This is a genomic window from Bacillus sp. 3255, from assembly GCF_031456485.1.
Lineage (GTDB): Bacteria > Bacillota > Bacilli > Paenibacillales > NBRC-103111 > Paenibacillus_E.
In genome coordinates this window covers 65,435-89,915 of the sequence record NZ_JAVDUS010000025.1, presented here as the reverse complement: position 1 = coordinate 89,915, position 24,481 = coordinate 65,435, and the positions used below count along the sequence as shown (strand labels likewise).

Genomic DNA, 24,481 nt, shown 5'->3' with positions numbered 1-24,481 from the left:
TACCTAGTTCGCCGCTATGGGATTAAGATTCATCCAAATTGATGAGCGGCTCCATACAAGAAGGGTCGGTATGGTACGCTTTCTGGAAATATTCGAAAGCTTTCTCGATGTTCTGATTCTGCACTTGAATGCAGCCCATCGCATTGTAGGAAATAGCTTTCATCTTCGAATTGTCGGTTAAAGGGAGCAGAAATTTGAAATGCTGATAAGCCTCTCCAAACTCCCCTTTGCGCAAATGCCCCATCGCCAAATACACTCTGGCCAGCAAGAAATCAGGCTGCCTGCGAATCAGCGTTTCGAATTCCTTGATCGCTTGATCGTACATGTACAGCTTATAGTAGCCTTGCCCCCGAACAAATTCATCCGTCTGTTTGCCTGACAGGTCGAGATCCATCAGCTCCTTATGAAGGGTTTGAGTGCTGATCGGTACGGCCCCATAGAACTTTCCCAGTTTCTCCTCAAAAAGCAGCCATGCTTCGATGAACTCGTCGCTCATCGCTTTCAACACCTGCAATTGCTCGTCAAGCTCCGCTTTTTTCTCCACATCACTATTCGGATATTCCTTTTGGATTTCTTCCAAAACCTCGTTCATTGTGGAAAATAAATGCTTAAACATTTGGCATCCCACCTTTGCTTCGAAAGCTTACCCTCATTCTTTGTAAACAGAGCCGATTTCATGCATGGAAGTCACGATCTTAAACGACAGTCGAATGCTCTTCCGCTTTAAGCAGTTGGACGACTTTATTGTCAGCTCCCAAGATGGCTACCGTAGGCTGATGCTTCTTGGCTTCTTCGTCGGTCATCATGGCATAGGACATAATAATGACGGTATCTCCAGTTTGGACCAACCGCGCCGCGGCGCCGTTCAAACAGATCACGCCCGTGCCCCGCGGACCCGGAATAATGTAAGTTTCAAGACGCGCCCCGTTGTTGTTATTTACAATTTGAACCTTCTCGTTCGGCAGCATGTCGACAAGGTCCAATAAATCCTCATCGATCGTAATACTTCCGATATAGTTCAGATTGGCTTCCGTCACCGTGGCCCGGTGAAGTTTGGCTTTCATCATCGTACGAAACATGGATCTCACTTCCTCAGTTGAATAATAGCATTATCGATCAGACGCGTTTTCCCGAATTTGACGGCTAATGCAATAATAATGGATGAGTTCGAAGTACTGGCATCAAATGGTTCCAAAGTCGGGTACGTAAGCACCTGCGCATAATCGATGTCAGCTAACGGCGCCGTACGAATATGATCGCTGACAAGCCGCTCAAGCTCTTCCGCCGCGAAAGCTGTCCGGGATTGCACGAACGCCTTCGCTTTCTCCAAAGCCTGAGACAAGACCAACGCCTGTTTCCGTTCTTCTTCCGACAAATACACATTGCGCGAGCTCATGGCAAGTCCGTCCTGCTCGCGCAGGGTCGGGCACGGAACGATCTCTACGTCGAGATTCAAATCCTGCACCATCTGCTCGATGACGGCTACCTGCTGGGCGTCCTTCAAGCCGAAGAACGCCTGATCGGGCTGGACGATATGAAACAGCTTGCTCACGACTGTGGCGACGCCGTCAAAATGTCCGGGGCGCGAAGCCCCGCATAACCGTGAGGTAAGCCCTGTCACGCTGACTGTCGTGCGCGTCGGTGACGGGTACATTTCGCTGACGGAAGGCATGAACACAAGATCTGCACCGGCTGCCTCCGCAACCTGCAGATCCCGCTCCGCATTCCGCGGATACCGTTCGAAATCTTCGCCGGGGCCGAACTGCAGCGGGTTGACGAAGATGCTGAGCACAACCAGCCCGCTCTGCGCCCTCGCTTTGCGCAGCAAGCTCGCGTGACCCTCGTGCAAATAACCCATCGTAGGCACAAAACCAACGGACCCGCCTTGCTTCCGCCGGTATTCTTTAATGCGCGAACGCAAATCGGCAATCGTATGAACCACTTCCATGGTTTGGATCGCTTTCATCCCCATCACTGCTCCTTATCGCCATACAAGTATTGAACGACATCATTGTCCATATGAAACGTATTATCCGGCCCTGGGAACGCCCGAGCCTTCACTTCTTTGACATATTCGCTTATACCTGCTCGAATAGTTTCCCCGATATTGGCATAACTTTTAACAAACTTTCTGGGCGCACTGTCAGAACCATACTGCAGCAAATCGTGATACACCAGAACTTGCCCGTCACAATGAACACCGGAGCCGATTCCGATCGTCGGGATCGACAGCTGCTTCGTGATCCATTCCGCCAATTCATCCGTCACGAGCTCCAGCACGATGGCGAAAGCCCCTGCAGCTTCAATCGCTTTGGCATCGCTCAGCAGCTTCTCCGCCTGTTCCGAATTTCGTCCTTGCACGCGGAACCCGCCAAGCTGATGCACCGATTGCGGTGTAAGTCCGAGATGCCCGACAACCGGTACCCCGGCCTCGGTAATAGCTTTCACGGTTGCGGCAATTTCCGCTCCGCCTTCGAGCTTGACCGCTTTGGCCCCGCCTTCCTGCATCAAGCGGGCAACCCCCTTCAGCGTTGCATCCAAGCTTCCGTGATACGTCAGAAACGGCATATCCGCCACGATGAACGTATTGGAGGCTCCGCGCACAGCGGCACGCGTATGATAAACCATATCGTCCAGCGTTACAGGCAGCGTCGAATCGTACCCGAGCACGACATTGCCCAGCGAATCTCCGACGAGGATGACGTCTACGCCGGCTTCTTCCGACAATCGGGCCGATGGGTAATCATAAGCCGTTACCATCGTAATGGGTACCCCGTCCTGCTTCATTTTTCTCATTCTGGCAGTTGTGAGCGGCTTCCTTTTTTCCATGTGTAATCCCAGCTTCCTCATATAAAATAAAAAACCTTTTAGCTATGAGCTAAAAGGAGCGCGTGCAGAAAGAATCCAATGATCCTTCTGTCTCGGTCCCGTAAGGCTCAGAGCAGAATCCAACATCTTGTTTCACTTTATTCAACTTTCGCCAAACCTGATTGCTTGTATTGCGGAGCAAGTGCAGTTCCTCTAAGGATACCGCCTCGCCATACTATTATACCAAACGCAACTGTCAAATGATACCTCAACTTTTACCTCAATTCGATATCACCGGAATACAAATGCATGCGCTCTCCGTTCTCCTTCACGACGGTTAGCGCACCGGAATCGTCCAGAGACTCCGCGAAGCCTTCAATAAGGCCTGCCGACGTATGCGTGCGGATGTGGCGCTGCAGCGTTACGCTGAACGCTTCCCAGAGCAACCGGATCGGCGCAAAGCCTTCATCCAGATAAAGAGCGTACAGCTCTTCGAACTCCAGCAGAAACGATTGTACGATCGTTTCGCGCTTCAATTCCGCTCCGGATTCAATAGCCAGTGAGGTGGCCACTGTGCGCAGTTCTTCCGGATAATCGCTCACCTTCAGGTTCACCGAAATGCCGATCCCGGCGATGACATACTTCAGCCGCTCATCCTCCCCGCTGCTCTCCAGCAGAATACCGCTAATCTTCTTGCCATGGATCAGCAGATCGTTCGGCCATTTGATTCCGACCTCCACCGGACACACTCTCCGGATCGCTCTGCAGAGCGCGACAGCGCACAGCAGCGTGAGCTGCGGCATGAAATGAACCGGAATCCGCGGCGTCAACACCAGACTCATCCAGATGCCTTTGCCCGGCGGTGAGTGCCACGCGCGCCCCATTCGGCCTCTGCCGGCCGTCTGCGCCTCGGCAAGCACAAGTGTGCCTTCCTGGGCACCTGAGGCCACGAGCCTGTGTGCAATCGTCTGGGTCGAGTCGACCTCGCCGTACACGTGCACCTTCTGGCCAAGCACCTTCGTCTTCAGCCCGCTCAGCAGCTCGGCAACCTGCCACTTGTCCGGCTTGCTGACCAACCGGTACCCTTTGCGCGGGGCAGCTTCGAACTCATAGCCGGCAGACCGCAGCTCCTCAATATGCTTCCATATCGCCGTGCGGCTCACGCCCAGCCTGCGGCTGATTTCCTCCCCGGACAAGTAGGCAGCCGGCTTCTCCTGAAACAGCTCTAGAATGCGTTCATTCAATATCTCTCACTCCTCGTAAAAAACCGCGCTGCGCTGCTACTTCGCAGCACGCGCGGCCAGTAAAAGCATTGCTCGCTCGTTCGGTATTTCCCCGAGCGCGGTTCGTTCCAACAGCTGCTGCAGCAGCACGCCCATCCATGGGCCCGGCTGCAGGCCAAGCTCCGACGCCAAATCCTTGCCGGATATGGCGAGTTCCTTCAGGCTGAAGCAAGCGATCTCGCTCAGCCATGCGTCCCCGCGGCGCAGCAGCTCCGGCGCCGCTTGCTGCAGGAACAGCGCGAGCTCCCCGCGCCGACCATCCTCCTGCGGCAGCACGCGCAGCAGCCGCAGCAGCGCGCGTGCAGCGGCTTCGCCGCGCTGCACCGCGCCAAGCTTCCAGACCCGCTCCAGCTGAGCCGGGTCTGCGGCAGCTCCGGCCAGCGCTTCGCGCATGGCCAGCACGGCCCACACCGCGTCGCTATCGGCGCGGGAGAAGGTCAGCTCCTGGAGCGCCGAGCGGACGATGTCCGCCGGCACCTCCAGGAGCATCAGCAGCATGGCCCAGCGGTCATGCTGGTTCTCCAGCGCGCTGACGCCGTCCAGCGCGTCGTCCCAGGCGAGCCAGCGCTCAAAAGGCAGCGGAAGCTGCTTTTTGAAGTGCGCCGCCAAGCGGCTCGCCAAGAGCAGCCGAACGGCCCGCGCCGGAGCCGGGCCGTCTACCATGCGCTGGAGCTCGCTGCGCACGCGCTCCATGGCGATGTGGCGCAGCAGCGGAGCTTGCGCAAGCAGCGCCTGCCACGTGCTCGCCTCGACCTCCAGCTCGTAAGCCGAGGCGAAGCGAACGCAGCGAAGCATGCGCAGCGCATCTTCGCCGAAACGCTCCTCCGCTTTGCCGACGCAGCGGAGCACACCCGCGGCGAGGTCCTCTTGCCCGGCGAAGGGATCGATGACCCGGCCCTCGGCGTCCATCGCCATCGCGTTCATCGTAAAGTCCCGCCGCTTCAAGTCTTCCGTCAAATCCGAAATATAGGCGACGGAAGCCGGTCGGCGAAACCCTTCATACTCGGCCTCCATACGGAACGTCGTCACTTCATACGTCCCTTGAGGAAGTATGACGGTGACGGTTCCGTGCTGAAGCCCCGTCGGGGCTGTCCGCGGGAAACAAGCGATCACCTGCTCGGGACGCGCGGATGTGGCAATATCAATATCTTTGATGGACCGGCCAAGTACGGCATCCCTTACACAGCCGCCGACAAGATAAGCTTCATAGCCGGCCTCTGTCAGCTTGGCGAGCACGCGGGATGCGCCTTGATCCGCCGGCCATCGGTTTCCGGCATGCGACATGTTACTCCTAACCAGCCTGCACCCCGTTTATTGACAGGATGAGACTGTAATGCGATGAGATTCCGGAAGTTCCCTTCCAAGTACGCGATAATAAATTTCTTCGTATTGAACCGTCGTTATATCGTTACAGAACGTATAACGGGCGCGATTCAAGCAATTTTGCACAACCTGCTCATACAGCACTTGATCGCTGAGCAAATTCACCACATGGTCCGCCATGGCGTCGGTATCTCCAACGTTGGCCAAATAACCGGTTTCGCCATGTGTGATCAATTCCGGTATGCCGCCCGCATTCGAACCGATGGTCGGCACGCCGCAAGCCATCGCTTCCAGGGCGACAAGACCGAAGCTCTCTTTTTCCGACGGCAGCAGCATAACGTCCGCAAGTGAAATGACCTGGGAGACGTCATCCTGCTTCCCGCAAAACGTCACTTTATCGCTCAAGCCGAGCTCCTTGACCTTGGCAATCATCTTCGACAGGTCCGGACCTTCTCCTACGAAGAGGAGGCGGGATGGGATGCGACTGCTGACTTTGGCGAAGATGTCCACAACGTCCTGAACCCTTTTCACCGGTCTGAAGTTCGAGATATGAATAAGGATTTTCTCCTCGGGCCTCGCGAACTCGCCTCTCAACTTCGTAACGTCCCGCGGGTAGTACACGCGTTTGTCCACGAAGTTGTAGGTCAAATCAATGTTCCGGTCAATATCCAGTAATTCCCTAGTTTCTTTAATTAAATCCTTCGATACGGCGGTTACCGCATCGCTCTCATTAATGGCATAGCGAATCAGATCCGAGATGGATTGATCCTGACCCAGTACCGTTATATCCGTGCCATGCAGCGTGGTGACCACTTTCAACTTGCTGCCGACCATTTGCTTCGCCAGCAGTGCGCACACCGCATGAGGAATCGCGTAATGAACGTGCAGCAAATCAAGCTCCTCCATCTTGGCGACCTGCGCCAGCTTACTGGCCAGCGAAAGGTCGTAAGGCGGGTAACGGAAGACGTAATACTGACTGACTTCCACTTCGTGGTAGAAAATGTTTTTATGAAATTTGCCTAAACGAAACGGCATGCTGTGCGTAATAAAATGGACCTCGTGGCCTTTCTCGGCGAGCAGCTTACCAAGCTCCGTCGCTACAACCCCGGAACCGCCGAGCGTCGGGTAGCACGTAATGCCAATTTTCAGTTTGTCGCTCATCTTGCACCTCTTTTCCCCATCAGTTGAAGCGATCCACTACCAGTGGCAGTTTGGAGACGAAACCTTCCGCGTAAGGAAGCATCCGTTTCTGGCCCATGAGCCTGTCGCGAGCCTCTACGCGTTCTACGTAGCCCTGATTAAGCGGCGTAGCAACTGTGCCCTGTCCCGCAACAAACTGGGAGCGGTAGGCGCTCAGTGCGGCCGTTTTGGTCTCGTAGTAATCGGTCACATTCACGATAAAATCAGCTTCATAGACGTCATTAATGAAATAAAAATACATTTGCTCCACATTTACCGGATCTGTTTCCGGCAAATATTTGCGCAGCTTCGCGTTGAATACGGCTTCCTGAACCAAGGCCGAGCAGGCGATATGGTCCGGATGACGGTCCTGCCAATACGGAGCAAACACAATTCTAGGTTTGAATTTGCGAATTTCTTGCGTAATTAATTCGATATGGCTCGGCGTGACGAAGAGTCCGCGATCCGGTAAACCCAAGTTCGCGCGAGCGGTCAAACCAAGAATTCGGGCGGCTTGATCAGCCTCCTGAACCCGCAGCTCGACGCTTCCGTTGGATGACATCTCCGCATAAGTCAAATCACAAATACCTACCTTGAAGCCGGCAGCGGTATGTTTGGCAATCGTTCCGGCCATGCCGATCTCGGCATCGTCTGCATGTGCGCCAAATATTAAAATATCGAGGGATTCGCTCATCTTATTCAATTCCCGGTTTGTATTTATGTACGAGTTCCCGCCAAGCGAAATCTCCGCGATCGAGCGCTTTGACCAGAATCTCCGCCGTTGCAATGTTCGTGGCGCACGGAATTCCTTGAACGTCGCATAGCCGGAGCAAGGCAATGATGTCCGGCTCATGCGGCTGAGCCATTAACGGATCGCGCAAGAAAATAATCAAATCCATTTCATTTTGGGCTACCAATGCGCCGATCTGCTGGTCTCCGCCAAGCGGACCCGACATGAAGCGATGGACTTCAAGCTGCGTGTTGTCCATAATTCTCTGGCCTGTTGTACCTGTACCGTATAATCTATGACCTGCAAAAACGTGTTCATAGGCCGTAACGAAATTCACCATTTCATCTTTCTTTCGATCGTGGGCAATTAACGCGATGCTTAACATCCTGAATTCCACTCCCCTAAAGCTTCTTCTTTAATCTATAAAATGCTCGAAACCGTAAATCATGCCGCTGTATGTCAGCACCTTGCGCACAGCTATCGCGACGCCCGGCATATAAGCCGCACGATCGTAAGAATCGTGTCTGATCTTAAGCGCCTGCCCTTGTTCCGCCATTATAACTTCCTGTTGGGCAAAAATACCTGGCAGACGGACGCTATGTATTCTAAACCCATTGTAATACCCGCCGCGCGAACCTTCAATGACTTCTTCTTCTTTGGGGTTCCCCTGTCTGATCTCTTCGCGAACTTCAGAAATCAATTCCGCCGTTTTGACCGAAGTTCCGGAAGGCGCGTCCAGCTTCTGGTCGCCATGGTATTCGATGATTTCCAGATGCGGGAAATATTTGGATGCCTGCGCCGCAAAGCGCATCATTAGAATCGCCCCGATTGAGAAGTTCGGCGCGATAAGCCCTCCGATGCCTTGCTCCCGGCACTGCTTGTCCAATTCGGCAATATCTTCAGGCGTAAATCCGGTCGTCCCCATGACAGGGCGAATCCCCAATCGGATGGCCAGACTTGTGTGGGAAAAGGCCGTTTGCGGACCCGTAAAGTCGACCAAGACATCCGGTTTGGATGCCGTTAGCGCAAGCTCCAAATCCGTGCTTAAGGACACCCCGCATTCTTCCATTCCCACCATTCTTCCCAAGTCGATTGGGCCTGAGGAGCGGCCTACGCCTGCCACTAACTCCATATCGGACTCCGTGAGCACGGTCTTCACGACCTCTCTCCCCATTCTTCCACTTGCCCCAATTACAGCTACTCGTATTTTACGTTCCATGGCAGCGTTTCTCCTTTGTCTATGTTTCAGTCTCTATTTTTTCATCTTCTGCTGGTAGCGAGCAGCCTGCTGCTTAGCCTGTTCATGATTCGGTTCCAAACGAAGGGCTTCCAACACCGTCTGGTAAGCTCTCCCGTAATCTTGGCGAAAGGCGAAAGCTTCCCCCAGTATCAGATAAGCCTCAATCGCAAGCGGATCGAGGACGATGGCTTCCTTCAATAAGAAAATGGCCCTTTCCGCATGTTCCGTCTCGGTAGTCAGCGCCTTCTGCGCTTTCTCGACCAATTCTCTGGCATGCAGCACTTGCACATGATAGCGGTACGCCTCGTTATCCTCTTCCAGCTGAGCCGCTCTCGTTGCGTGTTCAATCGCTTGCATCAGCTTGTTGCTTCTTGCGAACGTAATCGATAGTTTGTAGTGATAGGCAGCATTGTTCGGTTCTGCAGCTATCGCTTTTTCAAACCATTCGATGGCTTTGTCGAAATCCTGAACCAGTATCGATTCATAAGCTTTCTGTATTTGATCTTCGCCATTCATCTGCCCATCCTCCTTATCGAAAGCGATCTCCCGCATTCAGGGATGGTATAGTTTATGAAGGTTATGTAGTTTCGGTGTTAATTTTAGTCCATCTATTCGCGTCCCGGGTGTTGAACTTATGCATGATTTTGTCGTGCGCTTCCGTCAAATCGATCCCTAGAGAGTTCGCGAAGCAGATCGTGATGAATAGAATATCGCCAAGCTCAAGCTCGATGGAGTTGTCGGCTTCCGTACTTTTCTTAGGCTTCTCTCCATAGGTATGGTTCACCTCGCGGGCCAGTTCCCCGACTTCTTCCGACATTCTGGCCAGCATCGCCAGCGGACTGAAATATCCTTCCTTGAACTGGGAAATATAAGTATCGACTTCTTTCTGTATATCTTTAAGCGTGCGTTCCGACATATTCACCCTTCTTTCCTTCATCTTCACCAAGATATCATTACTATGTTAAACTAAACGAGAAAAGTTGACAAATTTTTTTGGCGGATGCGTCCCCTGAAAGCGGAGGAACAGGCATGATTTTTAAAGAACGGCTGGCCGATCAATTTACCAATTTGCTCGCCATCATGATCGGTACGGCCATCTATGCGTTTGGCTTACATTATTTCGTCATTTCCAATGAGCTGATGGAAGGCGGTGTGACGGGCATCTCCCTGCTGCTCAAATATGTCCTCAATGTGCCTCCGTCCATCTCTACCTTGGCATGTAATATTCCTTTGTTCTATTTAGGCTGGCGTATATTTGGTAGAGGCCCGATGATTTATACCATCTTCGGTGTCGTCTCCCTATCTTTCTTCTTATGGGTCATGGAGCTGCTGATCCGTCTGAATTGGATCGTCCCGTTTCATACGACGCAGGATTACTTTCTGGCTACGCTCTACGCCGGAATTACGCTAGGTACGGGTCTGGGGCTCGTGTTCCGTTTCGGGGGCACGACGGGAGGCTCGGACATTCTAGCAAGAATCGGGCATAAAAAAAGAGGTTGGAGCGTCGGACAAGTCATCTTGATCATCGATGTTCTCGTGATCGGCTCCTCGCTGCTCTATTTGCCCAAAGAGAAGGTGCTCTACTCGCTCGTTGCCGTGTTCGTCACTTCGCGGCTTATCGATTACATATCCGAGGGCGCTTATGCGGCCAAAGCATTCACCATCATAAGCGACCAAACCGCGGAATTGGCCGAATCCATTACGCGTGAGCTGGATCGCGGCGTGACGTTATTCCCGGCCAGGGGGGCCTATTCCGGCAACAACAAGGAAGTCGTGTATTGCGTCGTATACCGCCATGAAACAAGGCGTCTGCGGGAGCTGATCCGTTCGATCGATCCCCGAGCGTTCATTATTATCGGAGATGTGCACGACGTTATCGGCGAAGGCTTCAAAGCGGAATAACAAAAAGGTTGAACAGAGAACTTTCTCCGTTCAACCTTTTTGTTATTCACCCAACTCTCGCTCCCTTGAAGACCTGACAGGCACGATATGTCTCCCCGACTGATACATTCGCCAACCCGCGAACGTCAGCACGCTGACAATGATAAGACCTATCCCTGCGGACCAAATGATCGGCTGCCTCGGGTCGGTTATCGGCACGAACGCAATGGCGTCCTTATTTTTCATGAAAAGCTCATCCAATTGCTGCTCGAGCTGCTGAAGACCGGAGACCAGCTGCTTGCTTGCCATCGGCTGACTGTTCACGCTTTTGCGCAAAAAAGTAAGCAGCGAGTCCAGTTTTTCCACGGCTGAAGGCTCCCTGCTGATCAGCAAGGACGGGCGTATGATCGCCACATGCTGCGAAAGCTTCCCGAAGGCCGCAATTGCCTCCTTCTGATTCCCCGCTTGGACAGACTCGGTAAGCGCCGCCTTATCGTTCTGCAGTACCTTATGATATTGCAGCCACATCGGCTGATTCTTATGCGTGAGCGCGTCCGTAGCCAGTCTGATTTTGGCCACCGCCATCTGTGCTTCTTCCGGTGAATAGCTGACGGCATTATACACCCGCTTCGCTTGCGTGATCGTTTCGGTAAGCGCGTTCAAGCCTTCTACCGAAGTGATTCCCTCGAACTGGATTTTCGGAATTTGGTCGGACATTTGCATCAGCTTATTGCGCGCCTCGAGCACCTGTCCGTTCATCGTCTGCTTATAGAGCTCGTCGGCAATCTGGTTCAAGAACTCCACCCGCTGAATCTGCTCCGGAGCAACCGGTTTGGCAGCTTGCCCATTCGTGCTCGTAGTCGCCGTACAGGCAGCGCTTATACTTACAACGGCTGCCAGCAGCATCGTGACAGTTAACCGTTTAAATCCCTTCACATTGGCAAACATGGGACATCCCCTCCCTCATCATCATTTTATGGAGGTTTGTCCTGATTTAGACCATCTGCGAAACAGGTTAACGCTGACTTTTCCGACGCATTCCGTAACAGATCAAGGCAATGAGTATGCCAATTATGCTTAAGCCAATCGTAAACGCTTCAATATTGGCATAATAGTTGTCCACAAGCACTTCCGGCAGCCGCGGGAACACGCCGCGTTCGTAATCCATGAAGTCGTTCCAGAGGGTCCAGCCTGCTACCAGCAGGATGGCCGTCAGACGATACGAGTACCACCTGACATACAAGAGCGCTTCCACAGCCATGGCCAAATGCGAGCATGTCAGCATCCAACCGTCCCATCCGACAGGCACGTCCAGCCAAGCCCCGGCCCAAATCATCGTGACCGCCCAAATGCCGTATTTAAATGAGGTGATGAGTGCGAAGGCCTCAATGAAGCCGCGAAGGATTCCGTTCGCCGACCGGCTCCCTCTTCCCTTGGCACGGTCCAAGATCAGATAGCCGACGGATAATGTAAAGAATAGACTGGCGGTCGGGCTGTCCGGCACGAACAACACATACCACAGCGGCTTCTCTGCAACGGTATCGGCTATTTGAAGCCAGTACCATTCATAGCCATAGACGGTTCCCAACAAGTTCGTGATGAACAGCAGCCATAACATCTTCTTGCTCAATAGAATATCTTTGCTCCACAAATAGGAGATCGGCACGCCTTGCTGCAAGAAAGCTCCTCCTTCAGTCATTTAAAAAAACCTGACCGCCTCTTGCGATCAGGTTTTTCAATCTTATTGGGCTTTTTGTTTGGACAACCATTCCGCAAGCTTCGTGATATCCGCATCGGATAACCCTTTATCTATGTTAGCTTGGTACTGTTTCCCCATGTTGCCCTTACCGTTCTTGATAATGTTCAAGATTTCATCCTGGGAATGCTTATCGCCGACACCGAGCAATGCCGGTACGCCGGATGCAGGCATCCCTTTCAGACCTGCGCCGTGACAAGCCAAGCATGTAGCTTTCTTGTAAATCTCGGCGCCAGGATCGTCTGCTGCAACGATCGCAGGAGCTTTCTTCGTTTCCTTGGATGCACCGCCGCCGGAAGCAGCGCCTTTATTCGCGTGCATTTCTTCCTCACGCTTAATGTGCTCAGGAATGATGTTTTTCTCTTTCAGCTCAAATTGGTAGTGATCCCAAGATGTGTACGTCAGATATGTACATGCGATCAGAGACATAATCATCAAGCTGGAAGCAATCGGTCTTCTGTAGAAACGGCGCTCTTTCCCTGTATCCAGGAAAGGAGCCAGCATCAACCCGCCGAACAGCAGTCCCGGTACGACTACCGCTCCGAGTACGACGTAACTTCCGGAAGTATACGGATATTTCAACAATTGATACATGAACAGGAAGTACCAGTCCGGCATCGGAATGAACGCCGTGTTCTTAGGATCCGCCGGATATCCGAGCGGAGCCGGATCGGACATAACCAGCACCAGCATACCGACCAGCACGACAACCCCTACCATCCACTCTTTCAACAAGAAGTTCGGAATGAAAGCTTCCGATTTTCCCGGATACGCGGAGTAATCGCGAGGAATTAATCTTTGTTCAGGTGTTTTCTTAATTACGCGGGAATCCCCAACGTAAACGACTTTTTCGTCAGACTTATGACCATGAGCCACGCTATTCGCCCCTCCCTAAATTATAGCGGTCCGGAAATACCTTGTTTGCGAATCATAAAGAAGTGTCCAGCAAGCAAAGCGAGCAGAACGCCAGGCAGGAAGAATACGTGAATCGCAAAGAAACGTGTCAACGTTTGTGCTCCTACGATTTCTCCACCCTGTAATAATGTTTCGATGTAAGGTCCGATAAGTGGTACCGCAGCTGCGATTTTCATACCTACTTGCGTTGCGAAGTAAGCTTTGTTATCCCAAGGAAGCAGGTAACCCGTGAAACCAAGACCTAACATAACGAAGAAAATGAGCATTCCGACTACCCAGTTCATTTCACGCGGAGCTTTGTAAGAACCAGTGAAGAACACGCGCAGGGTATGTAGGAACATCATAACGATAACCAAACTAGCTCCCCAGTGGTGCATACCTCTGACGATAACACCGAAAGCTACTTTGTGTTGTAAGTAATCAACGCTGGCATACGCATTGATAATATCAGGCGTGTAGTACATCGTTAAGAACATACCTGACAAAATTTGAATAACTGTGATGAAAAACGTCAAGCCGCCGAAGCAATACACGAAAGCGGAGAAGTGATGAGCAGGGTTTACGTGTTCTGGAACCTCGTGATCTGCAACATCCCTCCACATAGGCGTAATATCAAGACGTTCGTCAATCCAGTTGTATACGTTTTTAAACATCTGATTGTGACGCCTCCTTATACTCTTGTGTTAGCATGCAGTTGTCCCACATAAACGAAACCGTTCTCTACTTTGGTTGTGTACTCATCCAAAGGCGCAGGCGCTACCGCAAGGTTCTTGCCGTCTTGTGTATAGTGCGCACCATGGCAAGGACAGAAGTATTGATCTTTGTAAGCCGGATTGTCGTTCCAGTTCACCGTACAGCCTAAATGCTTACAAGTCGGATTCAATGCGAAAAGCTTCCCGTCGCTGCCTTTGGAAATCCATGCTACCAATTCAACGTCGCTTTCGTACCAGCCATCCACCTGATGGATTTGGAACGTAAAGGACTGTGGAGCATTCGTAATTTTGCTTTCTTCGACAACTTTCACCCAATCCGCTGCTTTCTTCTTCTGAAGGACTGGATCTACCGCAAACCGTACCATCGGTACCAGAATACCGGCCCCCATGAATCCTCCAGCGCCACCAAGGGTGTAAGAAAGAAATTGTCGACGAGACATTTCGCGTTTAGTCCCGGGTTTCTTCCCATGCTGTTCTTCTTTGTGATTGTTATGATCACTCATTCTCAGGTCTACCCTCCTACATTGGCCGATGTCCAACCCTCTCGGACGTCAGTTCCCTCTATCACGTGTCGTTCGACATTACACTACATATAACTAGGACATTACTAATAATAGCCTACGACTACTAGGTCGTCAAGAATCCAGAACTCCATTTGAACCCACGAAATCTCGGCCTTCGAACAAATTTTAACGAAATTGTCACAACTCTTTGACAGCCAATGTACGCCATTACTTCCCTTATCCTGCACAATTTTTTTTCCAAAAATACGCTTCAAGGCTAAAGTTAATCATTGTGCGTCCATAAGTGCTGCACTTGCTTCGAGATACTCTGTTTGATTTGTTCGGACTGGCTGTTCCACTGTTCCATATCGACAGCAATCAACAAATCGGTCTGATCGGCTTTCCACTTGGCAGCCTCCGGATCGATGGAGAGTACGATCACAAAGCGGAAGCCCATCCTTTTCAAATGAAGCGATACCGCCTCGAGCTGTTCCTTCATGTTCACCGCCGTTATGTAATGAAGCGCCGGATAGGTCACGACCCTGCCCTTATACGGGATTTCAATGGTTTCCAGCGCATCCCGCAGCCGCTCAAGCGACTGCGTCACCTTCGCCGGATCCTCCAAACCGGTCAGTCCCGTTACAGGCAGCAGACACGTATCCAAATACGGCTTCAAGTCCAGCCAATCCCGCTCGGATATTTCATTAAACTTCACCTTGCTACCCCCTCTATCATTTGCCAAAAAAGCGTTCACTATGTAACAAAAGCCATAGCTTCTTGTACACTTTAATCCGTTCGCATCCGGCTGTCAATCGGATAGCCCGATTCCCCGCGCAAAGCTTGCAGCGCCTCATCCAAATCCTGTTGCTTCACGACCAGGTACGGGCTCTCCCATTCCCCGTTCAGATGAAAGTATTGGACTGTCGCCGGTTTGTAATCACGGTAAGCCAGGGTGAGTGCCCGCAGCTCATCTGCCGGTATGTCCGTTTTGATGGAGCTGCCCATAATATCCAGCACTTTCCCCCAGGCGGTAATGCCGCCAAGTGCCGTCAGCTTATCCATCATTTGATTCAGTACGATCTGCTCTCTCTGATTCCGCTCCGTATCGGACGATTCCGCTGTGCCGAGATTCGATTTGCGGTAGCGAATGAAGTCAAGCACCTGTTTGCCGTTCAATTGCTGGTAGCCTTTTTTCAGACGAATATCGGTTCCGTCGCTCTCATCCTGGTACCGCATGTCCATATCGACGTCGATCATCATGCCGCCGAGCTCATCCACCAGCTTACGGAAGCCATCGAAATTAACGACAGCCATATAGTCAATCTCGATGTCATACACGCGGCTGAACAATTGCTTCGTTTCATAGAGTGCCGTATCTTTGTTCTTATTATAATAATAAGCATAGAAATAGTTCGCCTTGCGCGAAGTCGACAGACCCGATTCCTCCGCCGTTACTTCGAGATCTCTCGGAATCGACACGACCGTCCCCTGGTGTGTTTGCGGATCGACGCGGAAAAGCATCATGACGTCCGTATTCCTGGAGCCCTCGCTGCCTTCCCGTTCATCAATGGCCGTGAGCAGGAAGGTAAGCGGCTTCTGGCGCTCATCCTCATTCGGCGGAGCCGTATGGGAAGTCTGCGTGACCGGAACCTTGCCCGGGACTGTGTTACCGGCTGCCGCGGCGGGCGGTGCCGCCATTTGGTCGAGCGTCCGGTTCCATTTGTGGTACAGGAACCCGGCATAAGCCGTTGCCGTACCTGCAGCCAGCAGAACCGTAAGCAGTAACAAGGACATTAGTTTACGTTTTTTTATGCTGTTCAATAATTTACTCATGGGTTAAATCTCCTTTTGCCACGCAGTATTGTCTGTTTAATGGACGTACCGGATGACAAATTAGTTCTTTTTCATCACGCAAACAACAAAAAAAGACATATGAATGACCTCACATGTCTTTTTTCTTGTGTGGCTGCCACCACTTTGGATTTATCCGGAAGATTGCAGCGTTTTTAGCTCCGTCGTAAGAGCAAGGAACGTCGGTTGATCCCCTTTGGCTAACGCGAGGTCGATTTCTTTATAGAGATTTTGTTCTTTATATTTGCGAATGGCGTCGTCCCAAACCATTTCCGCGAAAAGTGCCAGCAGCGCGTTGTTAGATACATTCATTTTTCCCATGAGACCTACCTCCAAATGTTGTACGCGGTTTGTCAGGAGCTTCTTTTTCGCAAAAACATGAAAGTCCGTTTCTTGGTGTCTGCCAACCCCTGTGTGCTCCTACTTTATCTTATTCATACGGCACATCAGCGCTTCCTTCAAAAGCCCGGATGACTAGGAATGTGTCTTTACCTACTGCGGCCGTCCTTCACCTTTGAACCGTGCGCTTGCCTGATCCATGAACAGAACGACTTTGTCGTCTTCCGCCACGAACGTGCCTTGAATCACCTTAGCGCCAAGCTTCGTAACCTGCACGACGGCACCGTTCACTTGATCTTCCCCGATCCGAATTAACCCTAGATGCATCATCATTTGCAAAATTCGCTGCTCGACGATAGACTCCGAGCTGTCATAGTAAAAGGGCTTCACCAGCTTGCACAGCACATCGCTCAGAGAGGCTGCTGTCACCCATTGCCCGCTTAACCGTTCAACCCACCCAACCATACTCTGGATGTTAGGTATCGGATTCTTATATAACCTCAACCAAAATTTGTAGACATCAGCCAAGCTTTCCTTTTTGCCTTCCTGCAGACGGGCTTTGCCTTCTTCCGTTATTCGAAGCGATTGGCCATGTTCAATGATCAGCTGCCGGTAATAGCAGTAATCATATAGAAAAGAGAAACGGTTCGGGTATTCCTTGAACATTCGCCCATACCCAAATCGCCAAGCTCCTTTGGTCACCATTTCTTCCTGGACCGAAAGCCGGTCAAGAATTTGTTGCAGCTGTCTTTTGTACATGGCTCCGTCGGCGGTAAGCGGAATTTCCTGGGCCTGCGACAAGTACGTCAGGAAATGGGAAATGTCATCGATGAGCAGCATCTGCTCGTCCCGGTAAACGCCCGGCTCGCCGGTCACATGCAGACGCTGTTTGAATTGCCCGGTCAGCACATCGCTAAACTTTCGCTTCAAATCGTGCGGCACATGAAACAAATACTTCGTCTGCTGGGAATGACCGTTGAACAACCACCCCAACTTCTTGAATTTGACAACCATGTCCCGGGGATTCCATTCAGCCGACTCTTCTTTATGAAATCTTGATTGCTGAACTCTAGCGATCAATTCTTCGATGCTGAAGCTATTTCGAGAATCGAAGAGCAGAGAATTCAAGAATCGGATGTCCTCGATGTTCAAGCTTTCGATATGCTTCTCGAAAATCTCTCTGCGCAGCGCTGTACTCAAAATCGATTGAATCAGCTCGTTTTTTGAATGTCCATTGCACTCGCACTCGTAGGTATGAGCAATTCGGCTCAACTCATGAATATCGGCATAGCTGAGCATGTCCGCTAGGTTCATTTCCATGTGCATCCCCCATTTGGCGAAGCTTTCAGCTCCTTGATTTCTAGTAACCATTATGGGATTTTTTTCCGAAAATATTCCGCAGCTCACAAAAAAAGCATGACTCTATGATCGAGTCACGCTTCCTGTTTGAAGCTATTCATGTATCGTTTCCAAATGTGCCAAACAATTGTACAGCTTCAATTCCCAACCATTTTCTTGACGCAGCAGAATCGTTAACGACGTATTTTGCAAAAACTGTTCGCTATCCATCTTCAGCACTCTGAGGATTTGGACGATAAAGCCGCCGTGGGAGACTAGGAGCAGTTTGCGGTCCGGAAACTCTTGCAGCAATTCGGCTTCCAGCGCCATCCACCGCTGCCATAGTTCATCGTCCGTCTCTTGACCCAGCGCCTGCTGCTTCCAATCCGCCCCCCAGCGTTCTTCCCGCTCCGCGACGGTCGTACCTTCGACTTGTCCGTATCTGCGCTCTCGCAGCCGTGCATCTTCACGGATGAACGGAATTCCCGACTGCTCCGAGATGATGTGCGCCGTTTCCTTAGCCCGCTTCAAGTCGCTGCTGATGATCCCGTCCCACGTCTCGCCGGCGAGCCTGACACCTAACCGTCTGGCTTGATCTCTGCCCTCGTCGGTCAAATCAGTGTCCAATTGTCCCTGCAGCTTGCCAAGCTTGTTCCACTCCGTGCTGCCATGCCTGATGAATCCGATCGTTGTCATCTCGATATCCTCCGAATTTTCGTCCTATGATAATGAAAAATGCCCCTTCCGGAGCACTAAGCTTTCGTTCGTGATAACCAATTCATAATAATAATTGTCGTAATCAAACCTAGAATCGAGATTACTAATAAATAGTGGGGATACGAATGTATCGGGCCGACATGAAACCGCAGCGGTTCCATGAAGCTTGGATTCAGACTGGCTACTGCATCCACCATCTTATGGCCATTCATCGATTCGGTTCCGGTAGATTTCATCGCTTGCGGTGCCTGCAGGTCAAACAAGGAATTATCCGCAGCGGCAATCGTCGATTCCGGCGTTCCATCATATACAACAGCAAATAGAAAGCTAAATGCAAACAAGGCCAAGAATAGAGCAAAAACCGCTGTCAAGTTACGGCGAAGCTTGTAAGAGATCGTGTACATGCGCTCGGTCACCGGAATACGCCAAGACTCGTCTTCATAAATACGGTTCATGACTTTGCTGGAAACCATAGGTTCATAATCGGGAAGCTCGCCCTCTATGGCGGAAGTCCGAATTAAAATCGTGCTCTCTTCCCATATTTGAAATTCTTCCGCACATTCGGCACAAGTCGCTATATGCTCATCTACCGCGGTACGTCTCAGGTCATCATTCGGCAGATCCCAATACACCCCAAATAATTCCTGGATCTCACTACACTTCATCGCTGTTTCATCCCTTCGATTCTTCGAATATCGGTTCACTGAAGTAAGGATCCAACTGTAACTTCACAGAAGCTCTCGCCCGGAACAACAAGGACTTCACCGAGCTTACAGTTTGGCCTAGTATGTTTGCGATTTCCTGATAATCCATCTGATCGTACTCCCGTAAAATCAGGGCAGATCTCTGCTTCTCCGGCAAAGAATTAATCGCATCCCGAACCATCGACACTTTCTCATTGCGCAGCATGGCTTGCTCCGGCATGGCGTCGAAGGACGCATGCGGCGTCATCCCGCTTTGTTCCAACGAAACTTGAACACTTTTATTTTTGCGCAGCTCACTCAAAACCGTATTCCGGGCAATCGTATACAACCAAGTCGAGAAGGAAGCTTCGATTTCGCGGAAGGAGTGCAAACTGCGATAGGCTTTATAAAATGTTTCATTACACAAATCTTCAGCGATTGCTTCCATTTGTGTACTTTTGAGCATATGAAAAATGAATGCAAGGATTTTACGCTCGTAACGACGCATAAGCTCGTCATATAGCTGAACATTTCCATCCTTGATTTCTCGGATCAATTGGGAATCGGTCATTACGTGGCGGCCCTCCTAACGGTTCCCGGCTACCACTCCAACTGCTCATACATGTTGTACTGCGGTTAGAGTGAAAAGTTGCGTTCATTCGTAAAAAAATTGTGAAATTGTTCATGTATAGAATACGAGCCTCTTAAAATCTTCTCGCTGCTTCGCAATATTCCTGCTAGATTCGACAAAATGTTGAAAAAAATTCATAATTGCAGCTTGTCTGCCGATGTATAAGGCTCACCCTATCCATTATATAATAGTTTCACAAAAATATGGTATGTAGGCAAAAAAAAAAACCGCCAATCATTGGCGGTTGCACTTATGGTGCGATTATCGGATAGGAGTGGAGAGAAACCATACTGTACTTTTATTATATGTATACGGTTACATTTTGTCAACGCTTTTTTGAAAACGTTTACGTGTTTTTTTGGCGGCTAATTGGATGTTACTCGGATTGGCGGTGCTTCTCCTGGTTAATCAAATTGTTGATGGAATGAGGACGGATATACGGACTGCCGGCGTTGATTCGCGGAATTTGCATCGGATCCGTCTGCACGGTCGCAAGCCCTGCCTTGGTTGTAAACGCATAGTGGACACCGGCTTCGTTCAAATAAGAAATCGTATGTTCGTCATAACTGCCAAATGGATACGCATAGGCATCGATCGACTTCGCCGCGTTCACCTCTTTGAGCTTGGTCATGCACGTCTTCGTATCGGCGATTACTCTTCGCTTGAGATCGTCATCCGTTTCCATCGTTCCGTTGATTGCAAATTTGTTGTTCAGCATCGGCTTCCCGTCCTTCATGATATGCAAGGCATCCGAATGCAATTGGAAATCAATATTGGCAAACTCTTTCCGCATGGTCCGAATTTGCTCTCTGGATAAGGATGGCAGCAGCGTCGCGGTCGGATTGTCCAGATCTTTGGTGATGACGAAATTAACGGCCGGCACGCGCATCTTGCGAAGGATCGGATAAGCGTTCGTGTAGAAACTCTCATAACCGTCATCGAATGTGATGAGAACGGCATTGTCGGGGACCTTGGCTCCTTCTTTCATGAATTTCTTGAACTGCTCCATCGTGATGAAATTGTACCCCTGGCGCTGCATCGCAGCCAATTGACGCTCGAACAGCTTGGTTGAGATCGTCACGGAGCCCTGCACTTGATCATCAATGTGATGGTACACGAGCACAGCGACTTCTTTGGAATAAATGACATTGTTCGCGCTGACAAACGAAGGCAAAAAATTCACATACATAATGACCAAAATTAACAAACATTTCCACATCATCCACTTCTTCATTTCGTTCGCCCCGCACATCGATATTTGTAATATTTATATGAACGATGTCATTATAGCATGAACCTATTTATTTGAGAATTAGTTTCAATAGAATGCAAGAAAGCTGATTTCCTCCTCTTGAAGAGAAAGAAACCAGCTTATAATCCACTGCTGTTCGGATGTTAGACGTGGACGGCATACGGGCCGTTGAGCAGCTCTGCTGCGCGGTCTGCGTCTTCCTGGTTGCGGAAGGAAAGTCGGAGAACGCCGGGAACGTCTTCGCGGCTCTCTATGATTTGAATATTGCTCAAATTGATTCTTTCATTTCCTAGTAATGTCGTGATTTGTGCGATAATACCGGGATGATCGGGTACATCGACATAAATATCGAATAAGGATGTGATCATCCCTTTACGCCGTTCAGGCAGTTGGCCCCGGAATTGACCGGCTGCGCGGAATTGCTCGACAATGCCATCGCCGTCACTCTCTTCCAGCAGTCCGATGAAACGGGAAATCTCCACATTCCAATCTTGCAGCAGCTTGAGCAGAACGTCGCGGTTGTTCACGAGAATATCCCGCCAGATCGTCGGCTCGCTGGAAGCGATTCGTGTGATATCTCTGAAGCCGCCTGCGGCCAAATTCTGATACAACGGATTCGATTCGTTATAACCACGCACCTGGTTCACGAGTGCAACCGCGATAATGTGCGGCAGATGGGAGATCGCACCGACGATATCGTCATGCTCGCGAGCGCCCACTTGGACGATCTGCGCTTTGGTCGGTTTGAGCAGCTCGCTCAAACGGTCAACCTCCGCTTGCGGCGTTCCTTCCGCCGGTGTGAGCACATAGAACGCATTCTCAAATAGATGCGATGAAGCCGCCTCGACGCCATGCCGCTCGGAGCCGGCCATCGGATGGCCGCCGATGAAGTAGACGCCTTCTTTCACCATGGATTGCGCGCTCTCGGTTATGGTCGCTTTGGTGCTGCCGACATCCGTAATGATGCACCCCGCCTTGAGAGGCAGCTTCATCAGTTCCTGAACGTACTGTTCCAGCATGCCGACCGGGACGCACAAAAATATGAAATCCGCGCCGTCCACAGCCTCCGCCATGCTCGTAGTAGCGATGTCCACTACGTTTCTCTTCAGCAGCTTCTCCACCGAATTCGGGTTCGGGGAATGGCCCACAACCGTAAATTCGGGTTTTCCTTTGTAGCATAAGGCTAAGGACCCGCCAATGAGCCCTACGCCGAATATCGCAATTTTCGTCATATAATCAACCTTCAATTTGAATTAGGCCTGAACGGCAACTTCAGCCAGCACTTGCTGCAAAGCTGCAATGAATTTCTCATTTTGTTCGCTTGAGCCGATTGTAACGCGAATGGACGTCGGGAAGCCGAGCATATGCCCGCCACGGACGATAATGCCTCTGCGGAGCAAGCCGTTGAATACGTCCGCTGCAGGACGGCCGACATTCACCATGATGAAGTTGCCGTGTGCCGGGAATGCTTCCAGCCCCATCTCGTTGAACTGCTGCGTCAAGTAAGCCAAGCCCGCTGTATTCGCTTCACGGCAGCTCGCAATGAACGCTTGATCCTTGATCGCCGCAAGTGCCGCAGCTTGTGCAAAACGCGTCGTATTGAAAGGCTCGCGCACTTGATTAATGGATCTGATCACATCCGGGTGACCGATCCCATACCCGATCCGCAGGGAAGCCAGACCATAGATTTTGGAGAATGTGCGCAGGGCAATAACGTTCTTGTATTGGCCGATCAATTCGATGCTGTCCGGGAATTCGCCGGTCGTATTGTATTCGCAGTAAGCTTCGTCGAGAACGACGAGCACATGCGAAGGCACTTTGGCCAAGAAATCTTTGATCTCGCGATCGGTATTCATCGTGCCGGTCGGATTGTTCGGATTGCAGATCCAGACGATCTTCGTGCGCTCGTTAATCGCAGCCAGCATAGCATCCAAATCGTGCGTGCCGTCTTTGAGCGGAACCTCGATGGAAACGGCGCCTTCGATCTCACAATTGTGCTTGTATTGCGGGAACGTATGGGAAGCCATAACCGTTTCGTCGCCTTGAACGAGGAACGCGCGCGCCAGCATGAGAATAACCTCATCGGAGCCTGCGCCGAAAATAAGTTGATTCGTCGCCACGCCAAGATACTCGGCGACCGCTTCCGTCAATTGGACCGCGCCGCCGTCCGGATATAGACTGATATTGGCTATTTCCTTCTCAATCGCTTCTCGCGCTTTCGGCGAAGAACCGAATGGATTCTCATTGGAAGCCAGCTTGATCACTTCGGTCAAACCAAGCTCGCGTTTGACTTCTTCAATAGGTTTACCCGGTTGATAGACTGGTAAGTGTACAATCGTTTGTTTCGGTTTCATTGGTAGCCACCTCATCAATTAGTTGTCCGAATATTGTCCCACAAAATTATGAACGTTGCAAAAAGTACGGTTAATAGGCAATCAACACCTAATAGTGTACTGCTTTAACGCTTAACAGTAAATAGGTAATTTAAAATAAAATCCCCCTAGACATAGTGTCTAGAGGGACGGTCTTATTTGCCCTTTAACTGGCCGACGAAGCTTCCGATTTGTTGAAGACCCGCGGGGTGAGCGGCATCTTCTTCGAAATGATGCAGTGCGCTTTCGATCGAGCGAACGATCGCACTTCCGACGACGACGCCGTCGCAAAGCTTCTCAAAGCGCTGCACTTGCTCCCGGTTCGAAATGCCGAAGCCGACGACAATCGGCACATGGGCCGCTTCGCGAACGGTGGATAAGAAATTCTCGATGCCGCCGAAAAACTCCGAACGCTCTCCGGTCACGCCCAGCGAAGATACGCAGTAAACGAATCCGCGTGCTTCGGAGGCAATGCGCTGGACCCGTTCATTGGAAGTCGGAGCCACGAGCGGGATGAGATGAATCCCGAAGGATTCGGCGATCGCTCTTGTTTCGCTGTCCTCCTCAAGCGGCAGGTCCGGTATGATGATACCGCTGATCTCGTTCTCCTGCATCGTTCTGAAGATGCGCTCAAGACCGATTTGCAGTACGGGGTTATAGTACGTAAAAAGAATAAATGGCAGCTTGGAACCTCTGCTTCTTGCTTGCCGTGCAACATCGATCACATCGAAAATGGTGATTCTGCTCTGCAGCGCACGCTCGGAGGAGCGCTGAATGACAGGTCCGTCAGCAAGCGGATCCGAATAAGGAACGCCGAGCTCGATCAAATCGGCTCCGGACCGCTCCATCTCCAGGATCAGCTCCAGGGAAGCCTGAAGCGACGGATCCCCGATAGTCAGAAACGGTATCATCGCCGTTTCTCCGCGCTCTTTCAGTTCGGCAAATCGCTGGTCAATCCGATTCATCG

General features: G+C 51.0%; 29 protein-coding genes. 1 reads left to right on the top strand and 28 read right to left on the bottom strand.

All coding sequences use genetic code 11. From position 1 onward, the window contains the following. Window positions 1-22 precede the first annotated feature (22 nt). From J2X61_RS30955 to J2X61_RS30900, 12 genes are all read right to left on the bottom strand, one after another. Window positions 23-616 carry a tetratricopeptide repeat protein gene (locus tag J2X61_RS30955; protein WP_274468128.1) on the bottom strand — a complete coding sequence of 198 codons (594 nt, stop codon included), beginning with the start codon at window positions 614-616 and terminating at the stop codon, window positions 23-25. Between the two features lie 79 nt (window positions 617-695). Then, window positions 696-1,079 (bottom strand): aspartate 1-decarboxylase, encoded by a 384-nt coding sequence (panD, locus tag J2X61_RS30950; RefSeq protein WP_274468127.1) that lies wholly within the window; start codon window positions 1,077-1,079, stop codon window positions 696-698. Between the two features lie 5 nt (window positions 1,080-1,084). After that, window positions 1,085-1,948 (bottom strand): pantoate--beta-alanine ligase, encoded by an 864-nt coding sequence (gene panC / locus J2X61_RS30945; RefSeq protein ID WP_310193736.1) that lies wholly within the window; start codon window positions 1,946-1,948, stop codon window positions 1,085-1,087. 23 nt (window positions 1,949-1,971) lie between these two features. Next, window positions 1,972-2,829, bottom strand: coding sequence for a 3-methyl-2-oxobutanoate hydroxymethyltransferase (panB, locus tag J2X61_RS30940; protein ID WP_274468126.1), 858 nt, complete (start codon window positions 2,827-2,829; stop codon window positions 1,972-1,974). 254 nt (window positions 2,830-3,083) lie between these two features. Then, complete coding sequence (locus tag J2X61_RS30935) at window positions 3,084-4,052, bottom strand: biotin--[acetyl-CoA-carboxylase] ligase (protein WP_310193678.1); 969 nt, start codon at window positions 4,050-4,052, stop codon at window positions 3,084-3,086. A gap of 36 nt (window positions 4,053-4,088) precedes the next feature. Beyond that, complete coding sequence (locus J2X61_RS30930) at window positions 4,089-5,327, bottom strand: CCA tRNA nucleotidyltransferase (RefSeq protein WP_310193676.1); 1,239 nt, start codon at window positions 5,325-5,327, stop codon at window positions 4,089-4,091. 75 nt (window positions 5,328-5,402) lie between these two features. After that, on the bottom strand, window positions 5,403-6,575 hold the full coding sequence (gene bshA, locus J2X61_RS30925; protein ID WP_274468123.1) for an N-acetyl-alpha-D-glucosaminyl L-malate synthase BshA: 1,173 nt from the start codon (window positions 6,573-6,575) through the stop codon (window positions 5,403-5,405). A gap of 19 nt (window positions 6,576-6,594) precedes the next feature. Then, window positions 6,595-7,287, bottom strand: a complete 693-nt coding sequence (bshB1, locus tag J2X61_RS30920; protein WP_274468122.1) for a bacillithiol biosynthesis deacetylase BshB1 — start codon at window positions 7,285-7,287, stop codon at window positions 6,595-6,597. 1 nt (window position 7,288) lies between these two features. Further along, complete coding sequence (locus J2X61_RS30915) at window positions 7,289-7,708, bottom strand: methylglyoxal synthase (protein WP_274468121.1); 420 nt, start codon at window positions 7,706-7,708, stop codon at window positions 7,289-7,291. Between the two features lie 30 nt (window positions 7,709-7,738). Next, the gene (gene dapB / locus J2X61_RS30910) at window positions 7,739-8,542 is read right to left on the bottom strand and encodes a 4-hydroxy-tetrahydrodipicolinate reductase (RefSeq protein WP_310193671.1); all 804 of its coding nucleotides are present in this window, start codon (window positions 8,540-8,542) and stop codon (window positions 7,739-7,741) included. A gap of 33 nt (window positions 8,543-8,575) precedes the next feature. Beyond that, window positions 8,576-9,079 carry a tetratricopeptide repeat protein gene (locus J2X61_RS30905; RefSeq protein WP_274468119.1) on the bottom strand — a complete coding sequence of 168 codons (504 nt, stop codon included), beginning with the start codon at window positions 9,077-9,079 and terminating at the stop codon, window positions 8,576-8,578. Between the two features lie 61 nt (window positions 9,080-9,140). Further along, window positions 9,141-9,479, bottom strand: a complete 339-nt coding sequence (locus J2X61_RS30900; RefSeq protein ID WP_274468118.1) for a nucleotide pyrophosphohydrolase — start codon at window positions 9,477-9,479, stop codon at window positions 9,141-9,143. 113 nt (window positions 9,480-9,592) lie between these two features. Between J2X61_RS30900 and J2X61_RS30895 the strand changes: the two genes are divergently transcribed. After that, window positions 9,593-10,465 (top strand): YitT family protein, encoded by an 873-nt coding sequence (locus J2X61_RS30895; protein ID WP_274468117.1) that lies wholly within the window; start codon window positions 9,593-9,595, stop codon window positions 10,463-10,465. Between the two features lie 42 nt (window positions 10,466-10,507). Here J2X61_RS30895 and J2X61_RS30890 read toward each other — a convergent pair whose 3' ends face one another. The 16 genes from J2X61_RS30890 to trpA all read right to left on the bottom strand — a co-directional run bounded on the left by J2X61_RS30890 (window position 10,508) and on the right by trpA (window position 24,479). Next, complete coding sequence (locus tag J2X61_RS30890; RefSeq protein WP_310193665.1) at window positions 10,508-11,392, bottom strand: sporulation protein YpjB; 885 nt, start codon at window positions 11,390-11,392, stop codon at window positions 10,508-10,510. Window positions 11,393-11,459: 67 nt separating this feature from the next. After that, window positions 11,460-12,122 (bottom strand): DUF1405 domain-containing protein, encoded by a 663-nt coding sequence (locus J2X61_RS30885; RefSeq protein ID WP_310193663.1) that lies wholly within the window; start codon window positions 12,120-12,122, stop codon window positions 11,460-11,462. A 63-nt stretch (window positions 12,123-12,185) separates the two neighbouring features. Further along, window positions 12,186-13,076 (bottom strand): menaquinol-cytochrome c reductase cytochrome b/c subunit, encoded by an 891-nt coding sequence (locus J2X61_RS30880; RefSeq protein ID WP_274468113.1) that lies wholly within the window; start codon window positions 13,074-13,076, stop codon window positions 12,186-12,188. 20 nt (window positions 13,077-13,096) lie between these two features. Further along, the gene (qcrB, locus tag J2X61_RS30875; RefSeq protein ID WP_274468112.1) at window positions 13,097-13,768 is read right to left on the bottom strand and encodes a menaquinol-cytochrome c reductase cytochrome b subunit; all 672 of its coding nucleotides are present in this window, start codon (window positions 13,766-13,768) and stop codon (window positions 13,097-13,099) included. Window positions 13,769-13,785: 17 nt separating this feature from the next. Continuing rightward, window positions 13,786-14,331 (bottom strand): QcrA and Rieske domain-containing protein, encoded by a 546-nt coding sequence (locus J2X61_RS30870; protein ID WP_274468111.1) that lies wholly within the window; start codon window positions 14,329-14,331, stop codon window positions 13,786-13,788. A 283-nt stretch (window positions 14,332-14,614) separates the two neighbouring features. Then, entirely contained in the window at window positions 14,615-15,046 is a 432-nt protein-coding gene (locus J2X61_RS30865) for a DUF2487 family protein (RefSeq protein ID WP_310193659.1), read from the bottom strand. Between the two features lie 71 nt (window positions 15,047-15,117). Then, the gene (locus J2X61_RS30860; RefSeq protein WP_310193657.1) at window positions 15,118-16,164 is read right to left on the bottom strand and encodes an LCP family protein; all 1,047 of its coding nucleotides are present in this window, start codon (window positions 16,162-16,164) and stop codon (window positions 15,118-15,120) included. A gap of 150 nt (window positions 16,165-16,314) precedes the next feature. Continuing rightward, window positions 16,315-16,503 (bottom strand): IDEAL domain-containing protein, encoded by a 189-nt coding sequence (locus tag J2X61_RS30855; RefSeq protein ID WP_274468108.1) that lies wholly within the window; start codon window positions 16,501-16,503, stop codon window positions 16,315-16,317. 171 nt (window positions 16,504-16,674) lie between these two features. Next, the gene (locus J2X61_RS30850) at window positions 16,675-17,835 is read right to left on the bottom strand and encodes a hypothetical protein (RefSeq protein ID WP_310193733.1); all 1,161 of its coding nucleotides are present in this window, start codon (window positions 17,833-17,835) and stop codon (window positions 16,675-16,677) included. Between the two features lie 138 nt (window positions 17,836-17,973). Next, a complete protein-coding gene (locus J2X61_RS30845; RefSeq protein WP_310193653.1) occupies window positions 17,974-18,555 on the bottom strand; it encodes a histidine phosphatase family protein in 582 nt (193 codons plus the stop codon). A gap of 56 nt (window positions 18,556-18,611) precedes the next feature. After that, complete coding sequence (locus J2X61_RS30840) at window positions 18,612-19,241, bottom strand: anti-sigma factor family protein (protein WP_274468106.1); 630 nt, start codon at window positions 19,239-19,241, stop codon at window positions 18,612-18,614. Between the two features lie 7 nt (window positions 19,242-19,248). Then, window positions 19,249-19,830, bottom strand: a complete 582-nt coding sequence (locus tag J2X61_RS30835) for an RNA polymerase sigma factor (protein ID WP_274468105.1) — start codon at window positions 19,828-19,830, stop codon at window positions 19,249-19,251. 436 nt (window positions 19,831-20,266) lie between these two features. After that, on the bottom strand, window positions 20,267-21,079 hold the full coding sequence (locus J2X61_RS30830) for a polysaccharide deacetylase family protein (RefSeq protein WP_310193650.1): 813 nt from the start codon (window positions 21,077-21,079) through the stop codon (window positions 20,267-20,269). 206 nt (window positions 21,080-21,285) lie between these two features. Further along, the gene (locus tag J2X61_RS30825) at window positions 21,286-22,374 is read right to left on the bottom strand and encodes a prephenate dehydrogenase (RefSeq protein WP_274468103.1); all 1,089 of its coding nucleotides are present in this window, start codon (window positions 22,372-22,374) and stop codon (window positions 21,286-21,288) included. Window positions 22,375-22,395: 21 nt separating this feature from the next. Then, a complete protein-coding gene (hisC, locus tag J2X61_RS30820; protein WP_274468102.1) occupies window positions 22,396-23,496 on the bottom strand; it encodes a histidinol-phosphate transaminase in 1,101 nt (366 codons plus the stop codon). Between the two features lie 173 nt (window positions 23,497-23,669). Next, window positions 23,670-24,479 carry a tryptophan synthase subunit alpha gene (gene trpA / locus J2X61_RS30815; protein ID WP_274468101.1) on the bottom strand — a complete coding sequence of 270 codons (810 nt, stop codon included), beginning with the start codon at window positions 24,477-24,479 and terminating at the stop codon, window positions 23,670-23,672. Window positions 24,480-24,481 lie beyond the last annotated feature (2 nt).